The sequence below is a fragment of the Cupriavidus necator N-1 genome (assembly GCF_000219215.1).
GTDB classification, from domain to species: domain Bacteria; phylum Pseudomonadota; class Gammaproteobacteria; order Burkholderiales; family Burkholderiaceae; genus Cupriavidus; species Cupriavidus necator.
This window is the reverse complement of record NC_015726.1, coordinates 1,356,825-1,376,410: the sequence shown is the minus strand read 5'-3', so window position 1 is coordinate 1,376,410 and position 19,586 is coordinate 1,356,825. Positions and strand designations below refer to the sequence as shown.

Here is a 19,586-nt window from a genome sequence, read left to right as displayed (position 1 = left end):
TTGAATGCGATAGAGCACTAGGACATGAGAAGGCGTAGCTTCTGGCTCCATGCTTCCCCGTTCATCTTAGTGCTGACCCCTACCTTAAAGATTGGCATGTCGATTCGGGTCGTGCGAAAGGCGAAATGGACATCACGAAATGACAAAGTGCCATTTCTCGAGACTTCAGTCCAACGCAACTCCCAATCGTCAATCTCTTCGAAGCCGAATAGATGATGTTTTACGCCGCTGTGCTGCAGCAGTGCGAGCTTCCTTGCATTCTCGTCGATGCATATCGACGTCGTGCCGGAACCGAAGGCCTCGGTGAAATTACAACCGGTTTCCCGATTCATATCTGCTATGTAACCGCGATACTCCTTTCGCTCCTGGGAGACGATCCACCACACGAATGCACCGGCAAGCAAGCAGATTAGGAGTCCCAAGAAGGCGCTCTTGAAGAACGTCACTCCCAAGCCCACCAAGAAGATCACAGCCCCACCGAGAATCGCTGCGATTCGCCCGAAATATTTTGCGTACTGATTAAGCATTTCCTTCTCACGAGTCCATACCTGTCCTGCGATAACGACAGGAACTGCCTCGAGATTTACCCCACTGCAGAGGGATAGCCTTCAATCAGCAAGTGCTCGCCATTACTTGTGCAATGAGTCAGTCGGCAGTTAGTCCGCTGCCCGCGAGCCGGATGTCAGCATGATTCCCAGCATGCTCTACTCCGGCTTGACGGGCCAGTTGATGGTGCGCGGGAAGCCCGTCTGGGTGGTTACCGCGCGGAGAGCCTTGCGGTACTGGCTCAACGCGCGCAGGCGCGTTTCGTCTTCCGGCGTCAGCTCGCCGAGCACGAAGCCATCCATCAGAGGCGCGATCAGGTGGTCGGCGTCGGCCAGCAGCGCGTCACGCTGCGCGCGCGCCACGGCGGCAAGCTGTTCGGTCTCCAACACCACGTCCAGGACCCACTCGTCCGCGACCCACTTATGTGCCGCACTCGGCCGCGGCTCGTCGGTCAGGAAGGGCGGCAGGTCGCCAATGCCGGAGTACTCCGCGCCCAGCTGGAAGCTCGATCCATCGTTGGTCCGGTACAGCGGCACCGTGCGGTAGTCAGGTGCCAGCGTCCATGCTCCATTCGGCCAGTTCTGCGGCGCCGCTCCGCCTTCGTCCCGGTACACCAGAACCGATCGCTCGCCTGGCGCCGCCGGCGCAATGGGCGTGGCATAGCCCGGCACGATAGGGTTGTCGGGCTCAAGCGGGTTCTCGTCTGCGACTCCGACGCTCAGCAGCTCGCCAGTCAGGGGGTGATAGTTGTAGATTTCCATGCCGGATCCTTAGTATTTGATGCAGGCGAGCAGCGCGATATTGCGCGAGCGGGCTTCGGTCCCCGCCGTGCCGACCGCAGAGTTTCCCGTCGTATTGCTGCGGTTGATGTTGAGCGTCGCACCACCGATGTTGATCACGCCGAGGCCGGGCGCATCGACCCAATAGCCATTGGAGCCGGCGCCGTTTCCGTGCGTATGCTCCAGGTTCTGGCTGGCCTGTGCGCTACCGAACGCGCGGCCCGCATCGACGCCTCGACCATCATCCCAACCACGCAGGAACTCGCCGCGCAGCTCCGGCAGATTGAAGGTAGTACTGCCATCTCCGGCCCCGAATGTGGATCCGATTTCATTCCATAGGTCCGAGTAAACGGTGCGCGACACAGCGCCATTCGAAGCGCGCGATCGCGGTCAGCGGCAGGTGCCAGACCTTGCCGGCCCCATCCCGGCCGTGCTTGATCTTGGAGAACTGGGACGCCGACAGGCCCAGGTAGCCCGCATAGGTCTTCTCCAGGAACTTGAACCGGCTCAGTTCGATGGCCTTGCAGATCAGGCCAGGCACGTCGGCAATAGCTGCAACAACGTCGTGTTCGATGGCCCGCGGCTTCTCCATCAGGCACATGAGCGGCAGTTCTGTCTGAGTGGCAACACTTGACACTGGAGTTGACACTTGGGTCTCGCCGACGCTGAAGTCGAGCTTCTACCACAAGGACGAGTCGGTGCAGGGCGACCTGGTGACCGATGCCGGCTACCTGCCGAACCTGAAGAACCCGAAGCTGGGCGTCGTGAAATGGGACGGCGACTGGGAGCACCAGGTGCTGATCATCCACAACGGTGTCACCGAGGCATTCGACATCGTGCTGGACGAATCCAAGGTCAACAAGCTGGCTTTCGACTTTCAGGAAGGCGGCACCGTCTTCGTCAACTTCCGCGTGCAGGCACATCCCGACGAGACCACTACCGCCAAGCTGCTGTCGCTGCTCGGCCAGGAGGTGCACATGAGCCTGCACTTCGACGAGCCGGCGACGCTGAAGGAAGCGGCCTGACGATCAACGGGCGAAAGCAGATGCCGGCGGCTGCGGACTGGTGTCCAGGGCTGCGGGGTTCGATTCCCCAACCGGTGTAGCGAGTAGCCCACCCCATTCAACGGGCAGGCCGGCGGCGGGACAACGCCGAGTCCCGATAAAGAGCGCGCGACACCCTTTCTCCTTTGGTTGGAAAGTCGCCGGCCCGCCCACCCTACACGAGAGACCATGAACCGCGATCCGATCATCGTCATGCAGCACCAGGGCGTGAGCTACATCAAGCTCGACTACTACATGCGCGCTGCATCCATCATCGTCAATGGCGAGCATACGCCGGCCGTCTGCCCCGGTAATCAGCAGTGGGCGATGCATGACGGCATCGTGGAGTCCTTGGCGATCAAGCAGCCGAGCCAGCGCGTGTGCATTGGCTGGCGGCTGTCCGACAAGTACCGCGGCGTTGTCCAGTTCCCGGAAACGCTAGAGCCGGACGCGATCACGTACGACCACGACGAAGAGGCATACCAGGCTACCGACGCCACCGCAACTTACCACCCTGACTTCTACGAGCAGGTCATCGAAGAACGCCAGGCGTCGCCTGTTGCTGTCGAGTTCCTGGTCATCGACCGCGACTGCCAGCCGATCACTCAGCCTGCCGACGTGACGGTGGATTTTCCGCACTCGCTGCGCGAGTACCCGGCCACCTGGCATAGGCATCCGGTCAGCATCAGCGGTGAGGCGCTTTTCGCTCGCGCGGCGGATGTGCTGGTCGCTGCTGTCGCCGCACGCCCCAACGACTTCGTCTGCGACGACCACCGAAGCATCGGGACGGTCACCCTGCACCGCTATATGAACCATGAGCCGCGCACCCGCGAGTACAAGGTCGGCCGCAGAACGCGCCGTGACACACAGACCCGGTCGAGATTCGAGGTGATGAAGCTCTCGAAGCCGCGCAGCAGCTACACCGAGGGCGCCCTGGTACCGCCGACGCTCAAGGCCGAGAACTGGTTAGCGCTGGAGCCCAAGATCAACGAGTTCGTCAACCTGGTGCTGTCCTACATCGAGCCCAGCAGCGTCGGCGTGTGCCCCCACTGCGCCGGTGATGGATTCCTCCTGAATAAGGCAGCGTAACCATGTCCTGGCCCATCGGAACCACCGTCAGCATGGCCACGCGCCGGCTGGACAGCGACATCGTCGACCTGGCGCGCGACTCCACGGCGCTCAAGCGCGATAACGCCGAGCTGCGCCGGCAGCTGATGGCCGCCCAGCGTGCCGCCGAGCATGCCGAGGAAGCGCTGGCCATCAGCCGCGAGGCGCACGCCGTGATGACGCTGCAGATCGCCCAGCTGGAGAAGCTGGCGCGCGAGCTGATCCGCGGCGCCGAACAGCAGCCGCACTGGCCGCTGGCTCGCTGGGTGAAGTTCGGGCCGATGGCCACCCTACTCACATCGATCAAGGATCAAGCATGACCACGAAATACGAAAAGCTCGACGCCCTGGTGCTGGACCGCATCGGCAAGGGTCAAAGCCAGTTCGCCAACATCTTCGCCGGCGACGTGAAGGCGGAATGCGAGCGCATCGCCAGGGAAGAAGGCACGCGCCTCTCGCCCTACGGCGTTGACCCGTTCCGCATTTGCGACCGCCGCCTGCAGGCGCTGCGCAAAGCCGGGAAGGTCCGATTCAACGGTAGCGGCAAGGACATGGGGTGGGAACGGCTTGGGGGCAAGCAATGAGCGAATCGACAATGCCGGCGCAGTGCCGGGACGAAGACTGGAAGCTGGCGCGTGACGCAGGCCTGATGGCGGCCGCGCCAGGCACGCATGGGCAGGAAGCAGCGGCAGGCCGTCCACGGCGCCGCGATGGAGACGAAAAAACGGCCTCGCGTGCGAACACTGCCGTCGCTCTAGGTTTGATTCGATGCACGAAATGCGATCTGTTGAAATGCCTGCCACGCTGGCTTCAAGAGTGCCTCGGCAGTACGCAATTGGTTCGCGATGTTCGCCCGTCCAGCTGGGGTTACAGCGTGGTAGCTCCTGGGATCCAGAAGCGCGTATGTGTGTCTCGACTCTGCAGCAGATTGTGCGATCTGCTCAGCATGGCGCGCATCCAAGGCCGAAATTACGGCCAGTTGTTCCAGCGAGATTTCCTCAATCTCCAACAGCAACTCAAACGCAATCTGGCCACCTTCCGTCACTGCTTCGTTTCGCGCTTGGACAAGATCCCAAACGTCACGCACCGTGTGCGACACAGCACCTTCGTAGGCAACTTCTGCCTCTTCTATAGCCCGGCTTGCTCGTTGAAGCCGGTCAATGTTCCGGCCGAGTGGACCAACGAGCGTTGTCGCTGTAAGCCGAGCTCGCAACTTTGCTTCGCTTCGACGAAGAGCCTCCTGCCACAGTGCGATGCCGAGTGCCACAACGACCGCCGCAACAGTTCCGATTGCGGATACGACTTCCCAAAAAGTCTTGCCGCTGAATTGCGAATTGGACGCACTGGGAACAGCCACGGTCACCACCCAAACTCCCGCCGCAACCACGCACGCCAACACCATGCATTCGGCGAGCCTAAGAAAGTAAGACATACCCGATCCTGTTTTTCTTTAGGGTGGGATCCTAACATGGCACCGGCAACGTCATTTGCCAGCGCGCAGTCCGATTTGTATGTTCATGTCGATCGGTCCATCGATAACTTCTCGAACAACTACGCGACCCGTCCCAATCTTTTGGATGGAGGTGTTGCGTGATCCGCCGCGAGTACAAAACGTTCGGCTTCTGCTGCGGCCTCGGCGGCGGTGCCAAAGGCTTCAAGAAGGCAGCCTCGCAGGTCGGCAACATGGTCGCCACCTGGCGCTGCATCGGTGGCATCGATGTCGACCCGGCAGCCGCCCGCGACTTCGAGACGCTGGTGGGCGTGCCATGCACCGTCATGGACCTATTCACCCGGCAGCAGTACACGGCATTCCACGGCAAGGAGCCGCCAGCTGGCTGGCGCGAGGCCATGCCTTCCGACATCCGGCGTGCCGCCAGCAATGAGCGGCCGAATTGTGTGTTCATATCGTCGCCTTGCAAGGGCGCGTCTGGGCTCCTCTCCGAGACCCTGAGCCGCACGCCGAAGTACCAGGCGCTGAACGAGCTGACGCTGCGCTGCGTCTGGTTGATGTGCGAGGCCTGGAAGGACGACCCGGTTGAGCTGATCGTGTTCGAGAACGTGCCGCGCCTGGCCACGCGCGGCCGGCACCTGCTGGACCAGATCAACCAGATCCTGCGCCACTACGGCTATGCCGTGAACGAGACCACGCACGACTGCGGCGAGCTTGGCGGCCTGGCCCAGAGCCGCAAGCGCTTCCTGCTGGTGGCGCGCCACATGGAAAGGGTGCCGGCCTTCCTGTACGAACCGGAGCTGCGGCGCCTGCAGGGCGTCGGTACCGTGCTTGGCCGCATGCCGCAGCCGGGCGATGCCGCTGGCGGCCCGATGCACCGCGTGCCGTCCCTGCAGTGGAAGACCTGGGTGCGCCTGGCATTTGTCGAGGCCGGTAGTGACTGGCGCAGCCTGAACCGTCTGGAGGTAGTGAACGGCCACCTGCGGGACTACCTGATCATGCCGGAACGCCGCAATGGTGCGCTGGGCGTCCTGAACTGGGACGAGCATGCTGGCGCGGTTGCCGGTGAGTCGCTACCGAGCAATGGCACATTCTCCATCGCCGACCCGCGCGGCCCGGCCAATGCCGCGCAATACCAGCAGTATGGCGTCCTGCGCTGGGGTGAGGCGTCGGGAACGATCACTGCTGGCACGAACCCCGGCCAGGGTACGTTCAGCGTCGCGGACCCGCGCCATGCCGGCCCCGCCAAGCACAACAACGAGTTCCGGATCGTGCCGTGGCAGCAGGCCGCCGGCGCCGTCACCAGCGCGCACGGAACCGGCCAGTGCGTGCAAGATCCCCGCGCCTCTATGGGATTCGAGGGCGCCGGCAAGTACCGCATCACCGGCTACGACGAGCCGGCCGGGACGGTCATCGCCCGCAGCGACACCGGCCAGGGTGCGTATGCCGTGGCCGACCCGCGCCCGGGCATGCGGCGCGAGCGCGGCGACAACTACCTGACGGGTGGCCATTACGGCGTGGTGAGCTGGGATCAGCCGAGCGGCGCCGTTTCGGCAGCTGCTGGCCACGACAACGGACGCTGGTCTGTAGCCGACCCTCGTCTGCCGGCGGCGAACGACAAGCTGGTGGCCATCATCCGCGCGCTGGACGGCACCTGGCACCGCCCGTTCACTACGCTCGAATTGGCGGCCATCCAGTCGCTGATCGAGCCGGAGGAATACCTCGAGCTGGACGGCCTGAGCGACCAGGCATGGCGCGAGCGCATCGGCAACGCGGTACCGCCGGACGCCGCGCAGGCAATCGCCGAGGTGATGGGCACCACCCTGCTGCTGGCCGAGTCCGGCGAGACGTTCATGTTGTCGGCGACGCCGGTATGGGTGCGGCCGGTCGCAGTGGCGCTGTCGGTGGCACAGCCTGCGGAGGTTGCATGATCGGCATGAATAGCGAATTACTCTTCGACCAAGTTTTCGCAAAGACGGGCATACACGCCATTGACATTGTTTACGTCCAGCTTCGCTCTCCCAGGGTAAGTCCCCGCTTCGAAGGATTCATAGGCTGCATGGGCGCGCTTGTACTCTTGCTCCGTTTCCCTCAACGTCTCAGCAAAGTCGGCCAGGGCAAACGTCAAGTCGGACACGGAAAGCACGATTTCCGCCTTTCCGATTTGGTGGAGCGGTATCGCTGTCATTGCGCGTCTCGCCTCCTCGATGCGCTCCACGATTGCGGAAACGCCTCCAAAGATGAACGGCGTAGGATTGACGTCGAGATCGGGCGTGAACAACAAACGTTCCGCAGCGACTGCTCGATCTACCCCAGCTTTGGCAACTGCTCGGATGGTGTCGCGCATGCGTTGGGCCTCTCTTACCTCTGCCTGTTCCTGAAGTCGATAAGCGGCACGCTCCTGACGCAATCCCAAGAGATATGCCCCTGCAATCGCCGCAATAGATCCGGTGGCCTGCACCCAACTTGCCATAAGGCTGGGATCGTACGGCTTAGTCATTGCCGAAGTGGCGCCAAAAATCGATATCGCGATGACGGCAACAGTGCCGCCAAGTGCCCCAAGCACGGACTTCCACCCTTGCATCTTTTCTCCTCTTTGCTTGCGCGAGGCATCGTAGCATGCTGACCAACCACTGCTACCAGGGCGACTGCCGCGAGGTCATGCGCGAGCTGATCGCCGCCGGCGTGCGTGTGCAATGCATCGTCACCAGCCCGCCGTATTGGGGATTGAGGGACTATGGCGTCCACGGGCAACTGGGGCTGGAGGCCTCGCTGCCGGAATTCCTTGCCAATATGGTCGAGGTGTTCGTCTTGTGCCGGCAGCTGCTCGCCGATGACGGCACGCTTTGGCTCAACATGGGTGACAGCTATGCCGGCTCACGCGGCGCGCCGTGGGGCCCGTCCCCGGCCGCGACCGAGGCCCGGTCGATGACTGCCAGCAGGCGGCGCGATGACACGCCTATCCCGCGCAGCGATGTGCGGGTGGAGGGCTTGAAGCCGAAGGATCTTGTCGGCCAGCCGTGGCGACTGGCATTCGCTCTGCAGGACTCGGGCTGGTGGCTGCGGCAGGACATCGTCTGGCACAAGCCGAACCCGATGCCGGAGAGCGTTCACGATCGCTGCACCAAGGCGCACGAGTACGTGTTCCTGCTGACGAAGAGCGAGAAGTACTTCTACGACTTCGAGGCCATGCAGGAGCCCGTTTCCGGCGGCGCCCATGCGCGTGGCGCCGGCGTGAACCCGAAGGCTGCTCCCAGCGGCTGGGACACGTCGCCTGGCGGCCACCGGCAGTTGAAGGGCCGCTACTCCGGTACGGGGGTCGGATTCGGTCGCGGCTACGACAAGGTGGTCAAGCCTCGCGTGAAGCAGAACGCATCGTTTAGCGCCGCCGTGACCGAGTCCGTTGGAACGCGCAACCGCCGAAGCGTCTGGACCATCCCGACGCAGTCGTTCGATGGCGCCCACTTCGCCACCTTCCCGGAGTCCTTGGTCGAGCCCTGCATCCTCGCCGGCAGCCGGCCCGGCGACATCGTCTTCGACCCGTTCATGGGCTCCGGAACGGTGGCCAGCGTCGCACAGCGGCTGGGCCGACGGTGGCTCGGCGCCGAGTTGAACCCTGACTACATCGCCCTGCTGGCAGAGCGTACGCGCCAGCTGGGCCTGGTGCTGGAGAGTGCAGCATGACCTCAGTCCAGCGGAGGCTCCCACTCGAAGTCTTCCGGCTTGGCTCGACCAGACCGGATCTCCTCTTGCTCAAAGGCCTCAAGCTCAGCCATCTCCTGCTCGAGCGTGGGCTTGCCTTGCGCGACACGGATTGCGTTCATCCGATCCATGGTGGCACGCACGTCAGCGCCCAATGCGGCAATTTGGAGGGCAGCCGCGGTGCCCAGCTCGTCCTCGAGCTTCTTGTCGAAAAACTTGGTCATGGGCGCCATATCGGCGGCCAGCCGGAAATCTTGAGCGTGACCCGATGAAAGGACGCCCCATCCTCTTCAGCGGCGCCATGGTGCGCGCCATCCTCGACGGCCGGAAGACCCAGACGAGGCGCATAGTGAAGCCTCAGCCCGAAGTGAACGAGCAAGGCAACCTGGTCGGCGACTGGCTGGCCAAGCCGCTCGACGGCCTACTGCTGCCGCGCCTGCAGGACATCACGATCCACTGCCCCTATGGCAAGCCCGGCGATCGCTTGTGGGTGCGAGAGACGTGGGCGCAGCCGACCGCGATGGATCCGGGACCGACCGTCTACCGCGCCGACTATCCGGCATGCGTGCCGGCTGACTTCACGAATATCCCGCCGGCGGAGGCGATCACCTGGAAGCCGAGCATCCACATGCCCCGGGCGATGTGCCGCCTGGCGTTGGAAGTGACCGGCGTGCTCGTCGAGCGGCTGAACGACTGCAGCGAAGCGGATGCCGCGGCAGAGGGCGTATGGCGCGACTGCGAAGTGCCATTCAATGGCCCGTGGTTCGCTTCCCAAGATTCTCACGTTGGCTTCGCCGATCCGCGCGGCGCATATCAGAACCTGTGGGACAACATCAAAGGCGCCGGCGCGTGGGACTCTAACCCATGGGTCTGGGTCGTGGACTTCAGGAGGCTGCCATGACCGACTTCATCCTCAAACCGAAGCGACCGGCCGGCACGGGTTGGCTGCTCGATAGCTCCGACTTGGCCCAAGAGGCGATCCGCCGCGCCGGCGTCGGCAGCTGGCCATGCGAAGTGTGGCTCCATCGGCAGCACGGCATCTGCGTGTTCAGCGCCGTAGAAGTGGCGCGCGAGGCTGGACAGCCCGATTTGGGCCCGGAGTATCACCTTTCAATCAGCCAGCACGGCGGCAGGATCTCCGCGGCGGACGCGCTGTGGGTCTTGGCCCAGTTCGACTTACTCGACGCCAAGGAAGACAACCACGTGCCCCACGGCCTGGTGCGCAACTTCTGGCGGCCGGTGGCGGATCGCCTTTCCGGTTACGAATGCCCGTGCCAGGGTGAAGAACCGGCCATCCGCGAGGACAAGGGCGACTATGTATGGCGCGGCGTGACGAAATGACGGGGATGCCATGAAACGACTGATTGAAACCACCCTCGACGGCGAGGCCGGCTGCATCCTCTCCGACTGCGAACAGTACCGCTACCGCCTCTGGCGCGATTGGGACCGCAGCACCCCGGGCCTCGGCTTCATCATGCTGAACCCGTCGACCGCCGACCACCTGGTCAACGATCCGACGGTCACCAGGTGCATGCAACGGGCGCTGGCCGGGAAGTACGGCCGGTTGGAGGTGGTCAACCTGTTTCCGCTGCGCTCGACAGATCCGGAAGGGTTGCTGACCCACCCCGCTCCGCTGGGCGACCGGCCCGACCGCAACGAGTGCGCCATCATGGATGCGCTCGACCGCTGCTCATTGGTGATCTGCGCGTGGGGAGCCCATAAGGCGGCGCCTGCGCGCGCGGCCGAGGTGCTGCGGATCATCAGGATGTGCGGGCGCGGCACGCTGCTGCACCATCTGGGCCTGAACAAGGACGGCAGCCCGAAACACCCTCTCTACATCGCGGCCAGCACCAAGCCGCAGCGGTTCACGGCATGACTGAAGAAGCACAACGGATCATCGCAATTACCCGGCAACACTGGGAGCAGCAAGTGGACAACAGATTGATGAGTGAGCAGGACCTGCAGGACGTCACCGGCCTCAAGCGCCGTAGCCTGCAGGTGCAGTGGTTCCAGCGGCACTTTGGCGTCACGCCAGTCCAGCGCGCCGATGGCCGGGTCATCATGACCTGGTCGGCATTCGAAGGGCTTCAGGCCAAGCGCGCCGGCGTGCTGCCGGGCGCAAGCGCGCCTACTCGAACTCCCCTCATCCCGATCCGGAAGGCAGCATGAACGCAAGGCGCCGCACGAAGCCGGACGGCCTGCCGAGCCGGGTGTACATCCGCTACGGCAGCTACTTCTGGGTCCGGAACACCGACGAGAAGTGGATCAAGCTTTGCCGCGTCGACGAGGGCGAGACCCGCATGTTCGAGCGCCTGGCCGAGGAGAAGCGCAAGACCGATGTCGACGGCGACGAAGGCAGCATGTCGCGGCTGGTCGCCATCTACATGGAGCAGCACGCCAAACACTACGCAGAGTCCTTCCGGGACGAATGGTGCCGCCGCGGTGAGGATGTCCGCAAGGCCTTCAAGCGGCATGGCATCGAGGAGATCGATCCCGGGGCGGTGCAGGACTTCCTGCTGGGCAACTGGCCCGACAAGCTGCCGACCCAGACCGCCATGAAGGGCTGGCTGTCCAAGTTCTTCGCCTGGGCGGTGTTGCGTCGCCACATCACCATCAATCCGTGCCGCGAGGTCGCCCTGAAGAAGCCGAAGATGCGGAAGGTCTACATTCCGCACGGCCATTTCCTTGCCATCCGGGCCGCCCTAGCCGCCTACAAGTACAAAAAAGCCGTCCGGGGTGAAGTGCAAGAGGTCACGGCCAAGGTACCCACCGGCCCGGAGATGCAGGTCTTCGTCGATCTCTGCTATCTCACCTGCCAGCGCTCGACCGACATCCGCGAGCTGCGCTGGTCGCAGGTGGACCGCCACGCCGGTGTGATCCACTTCGTGCCGAGCAAGACGGCGGACAGCAGCGGCGAGGCGGTGGACTGGCCTATCACACCGGAGATTGACGAGGTGCTGCGCCGCGCCAAAGAGCTACGCCGGAGCATCAAAGTGCAGGCGCTGGCTGATGATTTCGTGCTGGTCGACCGCAGTGGGAAGCCGAAGACGGCGGCGGCATGCCGGGACGCATGGCGGGATGCGCTGGTGCGCGCGAAGCTGGAAGGCAAGGACTACACGGTGAAGGACATCCGGGCCAAGGCGCTCACGGACGCGAAGAAGGCAGGCTATGACATCGAGGCCCTGCAGGTGGCCGGCGCACACACAGATCGCGCGACCACCGAAGGCTATATCAAGCAGCGCGACGTGCCGGTTTCGACGGTGCGTCTCTCCATTCCCCGGTAATTCAAAGTTGAAAAGGGACGCTAGCGCAGATTAAGACTTTCTGGCACGCATAGCGGACCAGCTCAATGTCATGTGTTAGCGATTCCGCCTCTCTCGAATACGGAAGCAACAATTCGACTTCACCGGCGCCGCCTTCCGCCTTGGTATGCACAATCTTGCAGCGGATCTGATAAATCCGCTCTGCGACTTCGGACACCAGATCCGCTCGAGAATCGTTCAGTGGAATAGCGCGTACTTTCAGTACGCTTTGCTTTTCGGATTTTATGAACCAGGCCTTGCGGTCCTCGTCCGCCGCAAAGAATTCGCGAAGTTCCCCTTCATCCAGACACTCTTTTAGCGTGGCGCTGAGTTGAGCGCGCTCATCAAAGAATCCCCCTCCCCGTGCCGCTTGAATCACGCCAAGAAGCCTGTTGACATCTGCGTCTCGGTCTGCGCGGAAGCCTGGTTCCTTTAGGACATGCCTTACCCTTCTATTCGCCTCGGCTTTCGAGTAGACGGGGTAGTAGTACTCGAGGACTTGGTAGTACGCAAGAAACTGCAACAATGGAATGCCAGAAGCGTTTCGACCATACCAATAAAGAGATATGGGAGCCTCGTCATATTCCATAGTCGGAAACTGAATCACTTCCGCCAAATTTGTTCGCGACTGCTTGGATCGCGGAGCAGGTTGAGGGCGATGTCTGACCAAGCCAAGGCCAATGCCGGAAAGGTGCTCCACCTGGAAAAAAAGCGCGTTGGACAACTTCACCAACACCTTTTCAAACTCCTCAGCCGAGGTCAGTCCAGGTTGGGAAATCTTGAGGGACACTCTCGAAGGCCGAGCAAGTAATGCCGACAGCACCGAACTTTCAGGTTGCAGAATGGCCTTCGTCGAATTTTCGCCAGTTACTTCCAATGACTGCATCCGCACCCTGCCGCGCGTTTCCGACTTACCGAGAAGCCGCGCCCGCGTTACAAGGGAAACTTGCTGCAAGGTGGAGCCGAGCTGCCGAAGAAGAGCCTCTAACTCGCCGGTATCAGGGCAGAAAATGGCATCGTATCCGGGAAGGAATCGATACCTCTCGAAGTCCATATCTAAGAAGCTCTGAGCCTGCGAGGCTTCTTCGAGCTTGACTTCTCTGGTACCGCGACCACATGCCATATGCACGATGAGCGCTGGCCCGTCGTCCTCCAAATTTATGTCGTCGCTTGTGGCCAAGTTCGCTGCCGCGCAGCGCTCCTTCACTTTATCAAACAGAGCTACGCGAGTATCTATCTCCGCCTGGTGCTCGTTGATGAAGTCTTCTGCCGGATCGTGGTCGCTCATGGTACCAAGTCACGAAAACATGCGGGAGTTCAGCGCGGATATTGGATAACATCCAAATCGAGCCGTTAGAGCGCCACAAAGCGCCACGAAAAAGCCCGCGTAACCTATTGATTACGCGGGCTTTAATTTGGTCGGGGCGAGAGGATTTGAACCTCCGACCACCTGCACCCCATGCAGGTACGCTACCAGGCTGCGCTACGCCCCGAAGCAAAAGATTATAACAGAAGCATTTCTCGTATGACTAGCTCCTGGCGTCGAAATTATCCGTGCTTCGCGATCTCCCGCAGTTGCGCGAGCAGGTGCTGCACTTCGACCAGTTCATTGCGCAGGCCGCTGATGTCGACCGACAATGCCGCCGCGTTTTCTTCGCCAACCTCTGCGGCCTCAGGCGCTGCCGCTGCCCCACTGTGATGACGGCCTTCATCGAGGCGGTTGCGCGCCCCGTTGATGGTGAAGCCCTGTTCGTAGAGCAGTTCGCGGATGCGGCGGATCAGCAGGACTTCATGGTGCTGGTAGTAGCGGCGGTTGCCGCGGCGCTTGACGGGCTTGAGTTGCGTGAACTCCTGCTCCCAATAGCGCAGGACGTGCGGCTTGACGGCGCAAAGCTCGCTCACCTCACCGATGGTGAAGTAGCGCTTGGCCGGAATCGGCGGCAACGCGATGCGATCGCTGGATTTGTCCGACATGTGGTGTGTAGACGAGCGTCAGGCCATGCCGGCCATGCGGTTGGCGCGCACCAGGTGCGCGCCCAGAAGCATACCGATGCCGGCTTCGGGAAGCAATCCGCCGTTCGGGTGACGCGTCAGCCGGCGATGCCTGCGCGTTCTTCCACCAGGCCCTTGAGCTTCTGGCTGGCGTGGAACGTGACCACGCGGCGCGCGGTGATTGGAATGACTTCGCCGGTCTTGGGATTGCGGCCGGGCCGCTGCGGCTTGTCGCGCAACTGGAAGTTGCCGAAGCCGGACAGCTTGACGCTGTCGCCCTGCTCCAGCGCTTCGCGGATGACGTCGAAGAAGGCTTCGACCATGTCCTTCGATTCACGCTTGTTCAGGCCCACCTGGTCGAACAGCATCTCGGCGAGTTCGGCCTTGGTCAGCGTGGGAACTTCGGTCGCGCGGTTATCCGGCATCGCGTCGTCAAGGGAGGAAGCCTGCCGGTCGCTCATCTCACCCAGTGCTGCAGCGGTCATGGAATTCGCGTCTCGATCATTCATGTCGATCGCTCAAGTGTGTGTCTGGCGATCCGCCCGGGGCGAGCCCGGGCGCCCTTGTTTATCGTGTGTCCGTCGCGTACTTGTCGCGTACTGGCGATGGCTTAGCCGCGCAGCCGGGCCTGGAAGGCCTCTGTCAGCGCGTCGACCATGCAGCGCACTGCGCTGTCGACGGTTTCGTCCTGGAGGGTCGACCCAGTATCTTGCAAGGTCACCCGGAACGCAAGGCTTTTCTCGTCCGCGCCAATGGCAGCTGAAGCGCCCTTGGGACGGAACTCATCGAACACCACCAGGTTCTGGCAGTAGCGGCCGTAGCCCTGCTTTTCCAGTGCGGCACGCATGGCGTCGAGCAGATCCTGCACGCGTACCGATTGCTTCACGACCACGGCCAAGTCGCGCACGGCGGCCGGGAACTTGGAGATCTCGGTGTACACCGGCAGGCCGGTGTCGCGCAGCGCGTCAAGCGCCAGTTCAAACACGACCGGGGCGTGCGTCAGCTCGTATTCCTGCAGCCAGCGCGGATGCAGCTCGCCGACCACGCCCACGGCCTTGCCGTCGAGCAGCACGCGCGCGGCGCGGCCCGGGTGCAGCGCGGGGTGCGACACCGGCTCGAAACGCGGCACGCGCGGATGGAACAGCGCCTCGACATCGCCCTTGATGTCGAAGAAGTCGACGTTGCGCGTGGGGATGCCCCACTGCTCTTCGAAGGCCGGGCCGTAGGCAATGCCCGCGGCCATCATCGGCTGATCGTAGCCGGCCACCGTCAGGCCGCCGTCCTTCACGCTGTCGTCACGATGGAACACGCGGCCCACCTCGAACAGGCGCACGCGCGCGGCCTTGCGGTTCAGGTTGTAGCGCACCTTGTCGACCAGGCCGCCGATCAGCGTCGAACGCATCACCGCCAACTGGCTGGCGATCGGGTTCAGCAGGCGGATCGGGTTGTCGTTGGTGGCGAAGTCGCGCTCCCACTTCTCTTCGACGAAGGCGAAGTTGATGACTTCCTGGTAGTCGCGCGCGGCCACGGCATGGCGCACCACGTGGGTGGAGCGGCGAGCCTCGTTGGTCGGGCGCATCTCGCTCTCGGCGATCGGCGGACGCGCCGGGATGCGCTCGAAACCATAGATGCGGGCCACTTCCTCGATCAGGTCTTCCTCGATCTCGATATCGAAGCGGTAGCTCGGCGGCGTGACTTCAAACACCTCGCCCTCGGCGCCCTGGGTGCGCACGAACGGCAGCTGCAGGCGCTGGAATACATTGGCGATGGCCGCCGGCGACAGCTCGATGCCCAGCACGCGCTCGGCGCGCGCCACGCGCAGGCTGACCGGCTTGCGCTGCGGCAGGTTGACCACGTGGTCGTCCACCGGACCGGCCTGGCCGCCGCAGATCTCGAGGATCAGCGCGGTGATGCGCTCGATATGCTCGACCGTGGTGGCGTAGTCCACGCCGCGTTCGAAGCGGTGTCCGGCGTCGGTCGAGAAATTGTAGCGGCGGCCCCGGCCCTGGATCGCAGCGGGCCACCAGAATGCGGCCTCGAGATAGATGTCCGTGGTGTCCAGCGTCACGGCAGTGCTGTCGCCGCCCATGATGCCAGCCAGGCTTTCGATCTCCTTGTCATCGGCGATCACGCCGACCTGTTCGTCGACCTCGATGGTATTTCCGTTGAGCAGCTTGATCTGCTCGCCCTTGCGGCCCCAGCGCACATCCAGGCCGCCGTGGATCTTGTTCAGGTCGAACACGTGCGACGGACGTCCCAATTCCAGCATCACGTAGTTCGAGATATCGACCAGTGCGGAAACACTGCGCTGGCCCGAGCGCTCAAGGCGCTGCACCATCCATGCCGGCGTGGCCGCGCGCGCATTGACACCGCGGATCACGCGGCCGGAGAAGCGGCCGCACAGGTCCGGCGCCGATACCTTGACCGGCAGTTTGTCCTGGATCGTCACCGCCACCGGCTTCATCTCGGGCAGCGTCAGCGCGGCGCCGGTCAGTGCCGACACTTCGCGCGCCACGCCATGGATCGACAGGCAGTCGGCCTTGTTCGGCGTCAGCTTGATGACAAAGACCTGGTCATCCAGGTCGAGGTATTGGCGGATGTTCTGGCCGACCGGCGCGTCTTCCGGCAGCACCAGCAGGCCACCGTGCTCTTCCGACAGCTTCAGTTCGCGCGCCGAGCACAGCATGCCGTAGCTGTCCACGCCGCGCAGCTTGCCGACCTTGATCTCGAACGGCTTGCCGCCGTCCTCGGACGGGGGCAGCACGGCGCCAACCAGTGCGCACGGCACCAGGATGCCGGGCTTGACGTTGGGCGCACCGCAGACGATCTGCAGGGTCTCGCCGGTGCCGGCATCGACCTGGCACACGTTGAGGCGGTCGGCGTTGGGATGGCGCTCGGTCGACAGCACGCGCGCGACCACCACCTTGTCGAACGGCGGCGCGACCGAGCCCACCTCTTCCACTTCCAGGCCGGCCATGGTCAGCGTGTGCGACAGCGCGTCGGTGGAGATCTTTTCAGGGTTGGCGAAGGTGCGAAGCCAGGATTCCGAGAATTGCATGGCGCTTCTGATCCGGTAAGTATTCTGTGTGGTCGTTGACGAGGGGACGGCGGCGCGTCAGGCGAACTGGCGCAGGAAGCGCACGTCGCCCTCGAAGAACAGGCGCAGGTCGTTGATGCCATAGCGCAACATGGTCAGGCGCTCCAGGCCGGAGCCGAACGCAAAACCGATATAGCGCTCGGGATCGAGGCCCATGTTGCGCAGCACGTTCGGATGCACCTGGCCCGAACCGGAGATCTCCAGCCACTTGCCATTGCCGAAGGCCATGTCGATCTCTGCCGACGGCTCGGTGAACGGGAAGTACGATGGGCGGAAGCGCACCTGGATGTCATCGCGCTCGAAGAACTTGCGCAAGAAATCGGTGTACACGCCCTTGAGGTCGGCAAAGCTGACGTCCTCGCCGATCCACAGGCCTTCGACCTGGTTGAACATGGGCGAGTGCGTGGCGTCGCTGTCGACACGGTAGGTGCGGCCCGGACAGATCACCTTGATCGGCGGCATCGCCTTGCCGGCGTACTTCTCGACATGCATCTTCGCGTAGCGGACCTGCATCGGGCTGGTGTGCGTGCGCAGGAGCAGCAGCTTGTCGTCGCTGTCGCGGCCGTCGACATAGAAGGTGTCCTGCATCGAACGCGCCGGATGGTTATCCGGATTGTTCAGCGCGGTGAAGTTCATCCAGTCGGTCTCGATCTCGGGGCCGTCGGCCACATCGAAACCGATCGAGCCGAAGATCTGCTCGACGCGCTCCCACGTGCGCATCACCGGGTGCAGGCTGCCGCGGCTGACCGCACGGCCAGGCAGCGTGACGTCGATGGCCTCCGCGGCCAGGCGCGCGTTCATCAGCGCATCGGCCAGCGCCTGGCGGCGTGCCTGCAGGGCGGCTTCAACCTGCTGCTTGATCTGGTTGATGCGGGCGCCTTCCGTCTTGCGGGTTTCCGGGTCGAGCTTGCCTAGGCCCTTGAGGAGTTCGGTCAGCGCACCGGTCTTGCCCAGGAAGCGGGCCTTTTCGTTTTCCAGCGTGGCGTTGTCGTTGGCAGCAGCGAAGGCGGCCTGGGCATCGGCGACAATTTGATCCAGATCCTGAGACATGGCGGCGGTCGTGGGACTTTTGGCGTCGGGCCGGTACGCACCGGTCCGACGTGGGTTGGCACTACGTGCGGTGTTCGTTTCGAATGCGGTCTCGGCAACCGGATTCCGGCAACTGAAACGGCATTCGAAATAAAAACGGGGCTCGGTGAGGAGCCCCGTTTCAGCGGACCTTGCGGTCAGCGGTCGACCTTGCGGTCGGTGCTTGCCCGGCAGCGCTTACGCGCTACCGCAGCCGGCATCAGGCAACGGTGGCTTTCACCTGGTTGACGATGGCGGCAAAGGCAGGCTTGTCGTGAATAGCCATGTCCGACAGCACCTTGCGGTCCAGTTCAATCGAGGCCTTCTTCAGACCGTTCATGAACACGCTGTAGGTCATGCCATGCTCACGCGTCGCGGCATTGATACGCGCAATCCACAGAGCGCGGAACACGCGCTTCTTGTTGCGGCGATCGCGGTATGCGTACTGGCCAGCACGCATGACCGCCTGCTTGGCGATGCGATAGACATTATTGCGACGGCCGCGGTAACCCTTGGCAGCATCGATGACTTTCTTGTGACGGGCCCGTGCAGTGACCCCACGCTTTACTCGAGGCATGTAATTCTCCTTTCGTTTTCGTCAGGGGTTATGCGTAAGGCATCATCGCGCGCACCGACTTCAGATTCGTCTCATGGACGTCCTGAGTACCGCGCAGTTGACGCTTGTTCTTGGTGGTCTTCTTGGTCAGGATGTGACGCTTGAAGGCCTGGCCACGCTTGAACGAACCGTTCGGACGGGCAGTAAAGCGCTTGGAGGCGCTTTTCTTCGTCTTCATCTTCGGCATGAAAAACTCCAGCTCATATGACATGCATGCAGGTGGACGGCTCACGCCGACGCTTGCAAGACCCGCATCCACTTGTTGTTGCACAGCGGCCCTTGCGGGCCGCGCGCGACTTCCGCACGAAGCAACGCCGGGATGCCTGGCATCCCGGCCGCTGCAACGCGCAGGAATTACTTCTTCTTCTTGGGGGCGAGCACCATCACCATCTGGCGCCCTTCCATCTTCGGCATCTGCTCGACCTGGCCGATTTCATCCAGGTCCGCCTTCAAGCGTTCGAGCATGCGCGCGCCGATTTCCTGGTGCGCCATCTCGCGACCACGGAACCGCAGCGTGATCTTGGTCTTGTCGCCATCTTCCAGGAAGCGCTTCAGGTTGCGCAGCTTGACGTTGTAGTCGCCATCATCCGTACCCGGCCGGAACTTGACTTCCTTGACCTGGATGATTTTCTGCTTCAGCTTCGCCTCGTGGGCGCGCTTGGCTTCCTCGTACTTGAACTTCCCGTAATCCATGATCCGGGCGACGGGCGGAACCGCGTTCGGCGCGATCTCGACCAGGTCCAAGTCCTTATCTTCAGCCAGCCGCAGTGCGTCCATGAACTTGACGATGCCGAGCTGTTCGTTATCAACCCCTACCAGGCGCAGCTCAGGCGCGCTGATTTCCCGGTTGATGCGATGACCTTTGTCCGTAGCGATGTTGCGTTA

Annotated in this window: 26 protein-coding genes and 1 tRNA gene; 11 read left to right on the top strand and 16 right to left on the bottom strand. The window is 62.9% G+C overall.

Annotated features, from left to right (window positions below; translation table 11 throughout):
• Positions 1 to 17: 17 nt before the first annotated feature.
• The 4 genes from CNE_RS06620 to CNE_RS06605 all read right to left on the bottom strand — a co-directional run bounded on the left by CNE_RS06620 (position 18) and on the right by CNE_RS06605 (position 1,917).
• On the bottom strand, positions 18 to 527 hold the full coding sequence (locus CNE_RS06620) for a hypothetical protein (protein WP_041227858.1): 510 nt from the start codon (positions 525 to 527) through the stop codon (positions 18 to 20).
• 177 nt (positions 528 to 704) lie between these two features.
• Entirely contained in the window at positions 705 to 1,307 is a 603-nt protein-coding gene (locus CNE_RS38655) for a tail fiber assembly protein (protein ID WP_013956349.1), read from the bottom strand.
• A 9-nt stretch (positions 1,308 to 1,316) separates the two neighbouring features.
• On the bottom strand, positions 1,317 to 1,688 hold the full coding sequence (locus CNE_RS06610; protein WP_013956348.1) for a tail fiber protein: 372 nt from the start codon (positions 1,686 to 1,688) through the stop codon (positions 1,317 to 1,319).
• Entirely contained in the window at positions 1,654 to 1,917 is a 264-nt protein-coding gene (locus tag CNE_RS06605) for a hypothetical protein (protein WP_148271568.1), read from the bottom strand. The genes CNE_RS06610 and CNE_RS06605 overlap by 35 nt, the downstream gene beginning before the upstream one ends.
• A gap of 28 nt (positions 1,918 to 1,945) precedes the next feature.
• Here CNE_RS06605 and CNE_RS06600 point away from each other — a divergent pair, with 28 nt between their 5' ends.
• The 4 genes from CNE_RS06600 (at position 1,946) to CNE_RS06585 (ending at position 4,058) form a co-directional block, all read left to right on the top strand.
• On the top strand, positions 1,946 to 2,350 hold the full coding sequence (locus tag CNE_RS06600) for a hypothetical protein (RefSeq protein WP_013956346.1): 405 nt from the start codon (positions 1,946 to 1,948) through the stop codon (positions 2,348 to 2,350).
• 207 nt (positions 2,351 to 2,557) lie between these two features.
• On the top strand, positions 2,558 to 3,457 hold the full coding sequence (locus CNE_RS06595; RefSeq protein ID WP_041227857.1) for a hypothetical protein: 900 nt from the start codon (positions 2,558 to 2,560) through the stop codon (positions 3,455 to 3,457).
• A gap of 2 nt (positions 3,458 to 3,459) precedes the next feature.
• Positions 3,460 to 3,795 (top strand): hypothetical protein, encoded by a 336-nt coding sequence (locus CNE_RS06590; RefSeq protein WP_013956344.1) that lies wholly within the window; start codon positions 3,460 to 3,462, stop codon positions 3,793 to 3,795.
• Entirely contained in the window at positions 3,792 to 4,058 is a 267-nt protein-coding gene (locus CNE_RS06585) for a hypothetical protein (protein ID WP_013956343.1), read from the top strand. Before CNE_RS06590 ends, CNE_RS06585 begins: the two co-directional genes overlap by 4 nt.
• A 170-nt stretch (positions 4,059 to 4,228) precedes the next feature.
• Here CNE_RS06585 and CNE_RS06580 read toward each other — a convergent pair whose 3' ends face one another.
• Positions 4,229 to 4,906, bottom strand: coding sequence for a hypothetical protein (locus tag CNE_RS06580; RefSeq protein WP_041227856.1), 678 nt, complete (start codon positions 4,904 to 4,906; stop codon positions 4,229 to 4,231).
• 158 nt (positions 4,907 to 5,064) lie between these two features.
• Here CNE_RS06580 and CNE_RS06575 point away from each other — a divergent pair, with 158 nt between their 5' ends.
• Positions 5,065 to 6,855, top strand: coding sequence for a DNA cytosine methyltransferase (locus tag CNE_RS06575; RefSeq protein WP_013956341.1), 1,791 nt, complete (start codon positions 5,065 to 5,067; stop codon positions 6,853 to 6,855).
• A 17-nt stretch (positions 6,856 to 6,872) separates the two neighbouring features.
• Here CNE_RS06575 and CNE_RS06570 read toward each other — a convergent pair whose 3' ends face one another.
• Entirely contained in the window at positions 6,873 to 7,508 is a 636-nt protein-coding gene (locus CNE_RS06570) for a hypothetical protein (RefSeq protein WP_041227854.1), read from the bottom strand.
• A gap of 35 nt (positions 7,509 to 7,543) precedes the next feature.
• Between CNE_RS06570 and CNE_RS06565 the strand changes: the two genes are divergently transcribed.
• Positions 7,544 to 8,608, top strand: a complete 1,065-nt coding sequence (locus CNE_RS06565; RefSeq protein WP_013956339.1) for a DNA-methyltransferase — start codon at positions 7,544 to 7,546, stop codon at positions 8,606 to 8,608.
• A gap of 2 nt (positions 8,609 to 8,610) precedes the next feature.
• Here CNE_RS06565 and CNE_RS06560 read toward each other — a convergent pair whose 3' ends face one another.
• On the bottom strand, positions 8,611 to 8,850 hold the full coding sequence (locus CNE_RS06560; protein WP_148271567.1) for a hypothetical protein: 240 nt from the start codon (positions 8,848 to 8,850) through the stop codon (positions 8,611 to 8,613).
• Positions 8,851 to 8,894: 44 nt separating this feature from the next.
• Here CNE_RS06560 and CNE_RS06555 point away from each other — a divergent pair, with 44 nt between their 5' ends.
• The 5 genes from CNE_RS06555 to CNE_RS06535 are packed head-to-tail and all read left to right on the top strand — an operon-like array spanning position 8,895 to position 11,910.
• Positions 8,895 to 9,527, top strand: a complete 633-nt coding sequence (locus tag CNE_RS06555; protein WP_013956337.1) for an ASCH domain-containing protein — start codon at positions 8,895 to 8,897, stop codon at positions 9,525 to 9,527.
• A complete protein-coding gene (locus CNE_RS06550; protein ID WP_148271566.1) occupies positions 9,524 to 9,967 on the top strand; it encodes a hypothetical protein in 444 nt (147 codons plus the stop codon). The genes CNE_RS06555 and CNE_RS06550 overlap by 4 nt, the downstream gene beginning before the upstream one ends.
• 10 nt (positions 9,968 to 9,977) lie before the next feature.
• Positions 9,978 to 10,502 (top strand): DUF1643 domain-containing protein, encoded by a 525-nt coding sequence (locus CNE_RS06545; RefSeq protein ID WP_013956335.1) that lies wholly within the window; start codon positions 9,978 to 9,980, stop codon positions 10,500 to 10,502.
• On the top strand, positions 10,499 to 10,795 hold the full coding sequence (locus CNE_RS06540; protein ID WP_013956334.1) for a DUF4224 domain-containing protein: 297 nt from the start codon (positions 10,499 to 10,501) through the stop codon (positions 10,793 to 10,795). Before CNE_RS06545 ends, CNE_RS06540 begins: the two co-directional genes overlap by 4 nt.
• On the top strand, positions 10,792 to 11,910 hold the full coding sequence (locus CNE_RS06535) for a tyrosine-type recombinase/integrase (RefSeq protein WP_013956333.1): 1,119 nt from the start codon (positions 10,792 to 10,794) through the stop codon (positions 11,908 to 11,910). The genes CNE_RS06540 and CNE_RS06535 overlap by 4 nt, the downstream gene beginning before the upstream one ends.
• 1 nt (position 11,911) lies before the next feature.
• Here the strand turns inward: CNE_RS06535 and CNE_RS06530 are convergent, their stop codons facing one another.
• From CNE_RS06530 to infC, 9 genes are all read right to left on the bottom strand, one after another.
• A complete protein-coding gene (locus CNE_RS06530; protein WP_013956332.1) occupies positions 11,912 to 13,216 on the bottom strand; it encodes a hypothetical protein in 1,305 nt (434 codons plus the stop codon).
• A gap of 128 nt (positions 13,217 to 13,344) precedes the next feature.
• Positions 13,345 to 13,421: transfer RNA gene (locus CNE_RS06525), tRNA-Pro, on the bottom strand.
• Positions 13,422 to 13,476: 55 nt separating this feature from the next.
• A complete protein-coding gene (locus CNE_RS06520) occupies positions 13,477 to 13,902 on the bottom strand; it encodes a MerR family transcriptional regulator (RefSeq protein ID WP_013956331.1) in 426 nt (141 codons plus the stop codon).
• Between the two features lie 116 nt (positions 13,903 to 14,018).
• Complete coding sequence (locus CNE_RS06515; RefSeq protein ID WP_013956330.1) at positions 14,019 to 14,429, bottom strand: integration host factor subunit alpha; 411 nt, start codon at positions 14,427 to 14,429, stop codon at positions 14,019 to 14,021.
• Between the two features lie 101 nt (positions 14,430 to 14,530).
• A complete protein-coding gene (gene pheT, locus CNE_RS06510) occupies positions 14,531 to 16,978 on the bottom strand; it encodes a phenylalanine--tRNA ligase subunit beta (protein WP_013956329.1) in 2,448 nt (815 codons plus the stop codon).
• A 57-nt stretch (positions 16,979 to 17,035) separates the two neighbouring features.
• The gene (gene pheS / locus CNE_RS06505) at positions 17,036 to 18,067 is read right to left on the bottom strand and encodes a phenylalanine--tRNA ligase subunit alpha (protein ID WP_013956328.1); all 1,032 of its coding nucleotides are present in this window, start codon (positions 18,065 to 18,067) and stop codon (positions 17,036 to 17,038) included.
• 238 nt (positions 18,068 to 18,305) lie between these two features.
• Positions 18,306 to 18,662 carry a 50S ribosomal protein L20 gene (gene rplT / locus CNE_RS06500; protein ID WP_008650487.1) on the bottom strand — a complete coding sequence of 119 codons (357 nt, stop codon included), beginning with the start codon at positions 18,660 to 18,662 and terminating at the stop codon, positions 18,306 to 18,308.
• Positions 18,663 to 18,690: 28 nt separating this feature from the next.
• On the bottom strand, positions 18,691 to 18,888 hold the full coding sequence (gene rpmI, locus CNE_RS06495; RefSeq protein ID WP_006575466.1) for a 50S ribosomal protein L35: 198 nt from the start codon (positions 18,886 to 18,888) through the stop codon (positions 18,691 to 18,693).
• A 167-nt stretch (positions 18,889 to 19,055) separates the two neighbouring features.
• Positions 19,056 to 19,577 carry a translation initiation factor IF-3 gene (gene infC / locus CNE_RS06490; protein ID WP_080569535.1) on the bottom strand — a complete coding sequence of 174 codons (522 nt, stop codon included), beginning with the start codon at positions 19,575 to 19,577 and terminating at the stop codon, positions 19,056 to 19,058.
• Positions 19,578 to 19,586 lie beyond the last annotated feature (9 nt).